Source organism: Actinomadura sp. BRA 177 (assembly GCF_013372625.1).
Classification (GTDB): Bacteria; Actinomycetota; Actinomycetes; order Streptosporangiales; family Streptosporangiaceae; genus Spirillospora.
Map to the genome: position 1 here is coordinate 1 of NZ_JABXFD010000188.1, position 5899 is coordinate 5899.

General features: G+C 71.6%; 5 protein-coding genes. 4 read left to right on the plus strand and 1 reads right to left on the minus strand.

Annotated elements, in window-relative coordinates; all coding sequences use genetic code 11:
* Positions 1 to 179: 179 nt before the first annotated feature.
* The gene (locus HUX53_RS06425; RefSeq protein ID WP_176402242.1) at positions 180 to 1394 is read right to left on the minus strand and encodes a hypothetical protein; all 1215 of its coding nucleotides are present in this window, start codon (positions 1392 to 1394) and stop codon (positions 180 to 182) included.
* Positions 1395 to 1822: 428 nt separating this feature from the next.
* Here HUX53_RS06425 and HUX53_RS06430 point away from each other — a divergent pair, with 428 nt between their 5' ends.
* The 4 genes from HUX53_RS06430 to HUX53_RS06445 form a co-directional block, all read left to right on the plus strand.
* Positions 1823 to 3163, plus strand: a complete 1341-nt coding sequence (locus tag HUX53_RS06430; RefSeq protein ID WP_176402243.1) for a hemolysin family protein — start codon at positions 1823 to 1825, stop codon at positions 3161 to 3163.
* Positions 3160 to 4176: a hemolysin family protein gene (locus HUX53_RS06435; RefSeq protein ID WP_176402244.1), complete on the plus strand. Its 1017-nt coding sequence runs from the start codon at positions 3160 to 3162 to the stop codon at positions 4174 to 4176. The genes HUX53_RS06430 and HUX53_RS06435 overlap by 4 nt, the downstream gene beginning before the upstream one ends.
* A gap of 74 nt (positions 4177 to 4250) precedes the next feature.
* Positions 4251 to 5234, plus strand: coding sequence for a cation diffusion facilitator family transporter (locus HUX53_RS06440; RefSeq protein WP_176402245.1), 984 nt, complete (start codon positions 4251 to 4253; stop codon positions 5232 to 5234).
* A gap of 79 nt (positions 5235 to 5313) precedes the next feature.
* Positions 5314 to 5899, plus strand: a 586-nt coding sequence (locus HUX53_RS06445) for a hypothetical protein (RefSeq protein WP_176402246.1), incomplete at its 3' end; no start/stop codon positions are given.

Sequence of the window (5899 nt, forward strand, 5' to 3'; positions counted from 1 at the left end):
ATGCTACTGGACGGGTTTGTCTGTTTGATTAGAATGACGCAACACACGAGATCACCCTGTGCCTAGTAGGCGGAGACGGGAGCTGGGTATAAGAGGCCGGGGGGCGGGGGCCATGCCGCAGGTGTCGCAGAAGCCGTCCGCGTCGATCTCGCCCGCGCAGCCGGGCTGGGTGCATCGGTTCATCGCCGCGTCCCCGTCTCGCTCTCGCTCGCCCTGATCGCCCGCTGGAACTCGCCCAGGACCATGGTCGCCCGGCGCAGGTCGCAGGGCGCCGTCCACAGCACCTCGCGGGCCTCGCCGTCCAGCGCGGTGAGCCGCTCGTCCTCGACCAGGCCGAGGCGCGCGGCCTTGGCCCGGTACGCCTCCAGCCGCCCGCGCAGCTCGCCCCGCCGGTCCAGCAGACCGGCACTGAGACGCAGATCGCCGCGCGCCCGTTCCAGCGCCTCCTCGGCGGCGCGTTCGAGTTCGGCGAACCGGCCCGCCATCTCCACCCAGCGGCCCGCCTCGCGGAGCCGTTCCAGGGCGGCGAGCCGGTCGCGGAGCGCGATCCCGAGCCCGGCCGACGGCGCCGGCAGGTTCGGTGAATAGATCTTGGAGAGGGCTGTCGTGTACGCCTCGCGGGCGCGCCGCTCGGTCTGCTCGGTCTCCTCGACCACCGCCGTGACCCGGGCGACGAGGTCGGCGTACTCGTCCCGCATCCGGGCGACGCCGGCGAGCTCGTCGCCGAGCGAGGTCAGCGCGGCGCGGACGCGGTCGAGCCGCCCGGTGTCCGGATGCCCGTTCCGCACGAACGACAGCGGGTCGGTGCGGACGAGCCGGCCGAGCGCGGTCAGCTCCCGGCCGCCCCGGTCGAGGTCGGGGTGGCGGGTGCCGTCCAGCGAGTGCGCCAGCCGGGTCGCCGTCCGCCAGCTCTCCTCGGCGTCCTCCAGCGGCAGCAGCAGCGCCGTCCACGCGGAGTCGGCGGCGGACACCTCCCGCACGACGAACTCGTAGGCGTCCGACATCATCGCCACCGCCTCGTCCAGGGTGATCCGCCGCTCCTGCGGGCCGAGCAGCGTGCGGTGCTCCAGCGGGATCTCCCCGTCGGGCAGCTCCACCGAGCAGCCCGCCAGCATCCCGGACAGTTCGGTCAGCGTCGCCACGTCCGGGCGCGGCGACCGTTCGCGCAGCTCGCCCGCCTCGTCCAGGACGCGCTGGTAGGCGTCGAAGAGCAGCCACATCGTCGTCAGCCGGGACTGCGCGTCCTCCCAGCGCCGCCACGTCTCGCCCGTGAGCCGTGCGCCCTTCAGCAGCCGTATCCCCTGCTGCTGGTCGAGTTCGACGAGCGACGCGGAGATGCGTTCGCGCTCGTCCCGGAGCCTGCGCAGGGCATGGTCGACGCCTTCACGACTCATGGGCGCGGCGGCCCCGGCCCCGCTCTGGTCCAACGTCTGCCCCGCGATCGCTTCTCCGGTCCCCCTGAGCATGTCCCTGTGGCGGGCCGGTCTGGGAGCACGGACCGGTCCACTATGGGACGTACGCTCTCATACAAGTGTGATCCGTGACACTAACCGAGACAAGGTGCTTTCGCCCACGCCCGCCGTAGTACGCGGTCTATCTGCTACGATCGAGCGATCTGTCAGCGACAACCAAGTTGGCAGTGTTCGGCAGGTCACCGACCTGCCCGGCGGTCGGGAGGATCGTTGTAAGGGCGGACATAAGAGCTGCCAAACCCGCCGGAGCGATCCAGGTGGGAGTCTCCCGGATTCGTCCGGGAGAGAGCTTCAAGAGAGGAGTGGTAGTCCGCAGTGTCGGACTCCGACCATAGACCCGGTGCCGCGCGATGAGCGCGGCACTAGGCGTACTCGCGGTGATCCTTCTCACCGCCGCCACCGGATACTTCGTCGCCCAGGAGTTCGCCTACGTCGCCGCCGACCGCGCGACCCTGGAGCAGGACGCCGAGCGCGGTGACACCTCCGCCCGGCGCGCACTCAAGGTCATCAGCAGGGTCTCGTTCATGCTGTCGGGCGCTCAGCTCGGCATCACGATGACGACCCTGGTCGTCGGTTTCATCGCCAAGCCCGCCCTCGCCGAGCTGATCCAGCCGCTGCTTGAGGTCATGGGCGTTCCGCAAGGGGCCACGGGCGCGATCGCACTCGCGACGGGCTTCGTCCTGGCGACCCTCATCCAGATGCTTCTGGGCGAGCTGTTCCCCAAGAACCTCGCGTTGGCGCGGGCGGAGGCGCTCGCGCGCGCTCTGGCGCCGTCCACCCTCGTGTATCTGACGGTCGCGGGGCCGCTGATCCGGCTGTTCGACCGTTCAGCCGAGCGGCTGCTACGCGCGGTGGGCGTCGAGCCCGTCGAGGAGCTGCACAGCGGTGCGACGCTGGAGGAACTGGGCGACATCATCGGCAAGTCGCACAGCGCCGGGCACCTGCCCGCCGACCTGTCCGGCCTGCTGGACCGCGCCCTGTCGTTCGGCGACCTGACGGCGGACGAGGTCATGGTGCCGCGCCCGCAGGTCCGGACGCTGCCGTCCACCGCGACCGTCGCCGACCTCGTCGCCATGATCCGCGAGACCGGGCACAGCGCCTACCCCGTCTACGGGACGGAGGTCGACGACGTGATCGGCGTCGCCGGCGTCCGCGAGGTCGCCGACGACACCCTCGATCCGTCCACCCCGGTCGGCCGCGTCGCGCGGCCGGCGCTGCTCGTCCCCGGTAGCCAGCCGCTGTACGGGGTCATCGAGCACATGCGCGACTCCCGGCAGGAGTTCGCCTGCGTCGTGGACGAGTACGGCGGCCTCGCCGGCATCCTCACCTTCGAGGACGTCGCCGAGGAGCTCGTCGGGGAGATCACCGACGAGACCGACGGCCTGGAGGAGGCGCCGACGTCCGGGCCGGACGGGTCGTGGCTGGTCGACGCCGGCATGCGCATCGACGAGGTCGGCCGCCTCACCGGGCTCGACCTGCCGGAGGGCGACGCCTACGACACGCTCGGCGGGCTCGTCATGGCGGAGCTGCGCCGGCTGCCGTCCGCCGGCGACCGCCTCACCGTCGGCCTCGGCACCGGCTCCGTCGAGCTGGAGGTCGTCAGCGTGGCGCGCCGCGTCGCCGAGAAGATCCTGATCAAGGCAGTGGTCCCGGCGCCGCGCGCGGCGTCGTCGTCGGTGGAGGTGTCGTGAACCCGCTGCCGTCGCTGCTGATCACCGTCCTGCTGCTGATCGGGAACGGCTTCTTCGTCGCGGCCGAGTTCGCCCTCGTGGCGGCCAACCGCCCGCAGCTGGAACGCGCCGCCGCCACGGGCAGCCGCCCGGCCGTCGCCGCCCTCGCGGGCGTCCGCGAGCTGTCGCTGATGCTCGCCGGCGCGCAGTTCGGCATCACGATGTGCTCGCTGGGCCTCGCGATCGTCACCGAGCCCGCGTTCGAGCACTTCCTGGAGCCGCCGCTGCACGCGCTCGGCGTCCCCGAGGCGGGCGTGAAGGCCATCGCCCTCGGCACCGCGCTCGCCGTCGTCACGTTCCTGCACATGGTCATCGGGGAGATGGCGCCGAAGTCGTGGGCGATCACGCACCCGGAACGCTCGGCGCTGATCCTGGCGCTGCCGTTCCGCGCGTTCGCCAAGGTGTCGCGGCCGATCCTGTCGGCGCTGAACTCGACGACGAACGCGCTGCTGCGGCTCTTCCGCGTCACGCCGAAGGACGAGCTGGACAGCCACACCGACCCGGCCCGGCTCAGCCACCTGGTCGGCGAGTCGCGCCGCCTCGGCCTCATCGGACGGCACGACCACGAGCTGCTCCGCCGCGCCATCTCCGCGCGGGAGGCCACCGTCGGACGCCTCGTCGTGCCCGCCACGTCCGTCACGACGATCGGCGCGGACGCGACCGCCGCGCAGATCCGCCGGACCGCCACGGCCAGCGGCCACAACCGGCTGCTCGTCCAGGCGGGGGACGGCGCGATGACCGGCATCGTGCACGTCCGGGCCGCGATCACCGAGCCCAACGGCGACCGGCGCGCGGACGAGCTGGCGCACCCGGCGCCCGTCCTGACGGCGGAAACGACCGTTTTGGACGCGGTCAGCCGCATGCGCCGGGGCCGAGCCCAGCTCGCCGTGGTGAACGACGAGCGGGGCGAGTTCGCGGGCATCGTCACCCTGGACGACCTGCTGGCGGAGCTACTGGCGACGAACCCGCACTGACATAGGCCGCGTACCTGCGACAACAGCGCAGTTGTCGAGGTGCTGCAACGGGATTCGTGGTTCATCGTGGACGTATGAGCGAACACGGCCACGGCCACGGGCACTTCCTGCGTCGGCCGCACTCGCACGAGGCGGCCGACAAGGTGGACTCGGCCCTGGAAGCCAGCGCCCAGGGCATGCGCGCCTTGTGGATCTCGCTGGCCGGCCTGGGCGCGACCACCGTCCTCCAAGCGGCGGTGGTCGCGTTCACCGGCTCGGTGGCACTCCTGGGCGACACCCTCCACAACGCCGCCGACGCGCTCACGGCCGTCCCGCTGGGGATCGCGTTCATCCTCGGCAGGCGTCCACCCACGCGCCGCTACACCTACGGCTACGGCCGCGCCGAAGACCTGGCAGGCGTCGTCATAGTCGTGGCCATAGCCGCGTCCTGCCTACTCGCCGGATACGCGGCCGTACACCGCCTGGCCCATCCACAGCCTGTGGAACATCTCCCCGCCGTCGCCGGTGCGGCCCTGGTCGGCTTCCTGGGCAACGAACTGGTGGCCCGCTACCGCATCCGCGTGGGCCGCCGCATCGGCTCAGCAGCCCTGGTCGCCGACGGCCTCCACGCACGCACGGACGGGTTCGCGTCCCTGGCCGTCCTCCTAGGGGCCGCAGGCATCGCCCTAGGCGCTCCTTGGGCCGACCCAGTAGTGGGCCTACTCATCACTGCCGCAATCTCGGTCGTCCTGTGGCAAACCGCCCGCGAGGTATGGCGCCGCCTAATGGACGCCGTGGACCCGGCTCTGGTCGACCGCGCCGAAACCGCCCTCGCCTCAACACCGGGCGTGCTCGCCGTCGGCGACGTCCGCCTCCGCTGGATCGGCCACAACCTGCGCGCCGAGTGCGACGTCATCGTGGACCCGTCCTGCACCCTCGTCCGCGCCCACCGGGTGGCCGTGGACGCCGAACACAGCCTCCTGCACGCCCTGCCGCGCCTCTCCGGCGCCCTCGTCCACCCCGACCCCGAACCCCGCGACGGTGAAGATCACCACGCCGCCCTCGCGGGCCACCGCTGATCCCCGACCTGTGAGACGTTAGTCCCCGGCAGAAGGGGAAATTACCGCCCCGGACGGTCGATCTGGGACGGGACGAGTCGTGAAGCAGCCGGCACACACCAACGAACCTGACGAGCCCGAGGTGGACGGACGGGCGGGGATGGAAACCATGCCGCTCGACGGCGGGAATCCCACACCGGCATTGGGGACGGACGAGGTCGGCTGGGGCGGCCCCGAACTGGTCGAAAGCGTCTACGCGCCGCTGAGCGAGTTCTACCAGCAGATCGACGCGCGGCTCAGGGAGGTACCCGAGGACGTCCCGCCGGTCGGCTGGGCACCACACCTGGCGGCATTGCGGGCATTGCGCGACCAGCGGGTCGCGGGCGACTGGGAGACGCTCGCCCGCTTCCTGGTGGCCCCCGGCTCCCTCGAGGAGACGGACGTCCTGCGCCTGATCCACGTGGAGGAGGGCGGCGAACCCGAAGCCGTCCGCAAGGTCATCAAGGAACTCACGGCCTCCGACGAGCGCACCCTCCTCATCGCCCCCACCCCGGAACAGGCCGCCGACCTGCTACGCGGCATGGAGGACGACCCCGATGTCTTCTCCCTACTGATCGAAACACGCCCAGCCACAGCCGAGGCCCAGTCAGTAGAAACGCAGGCACTACCCCCCGTCCAGGAAGAGC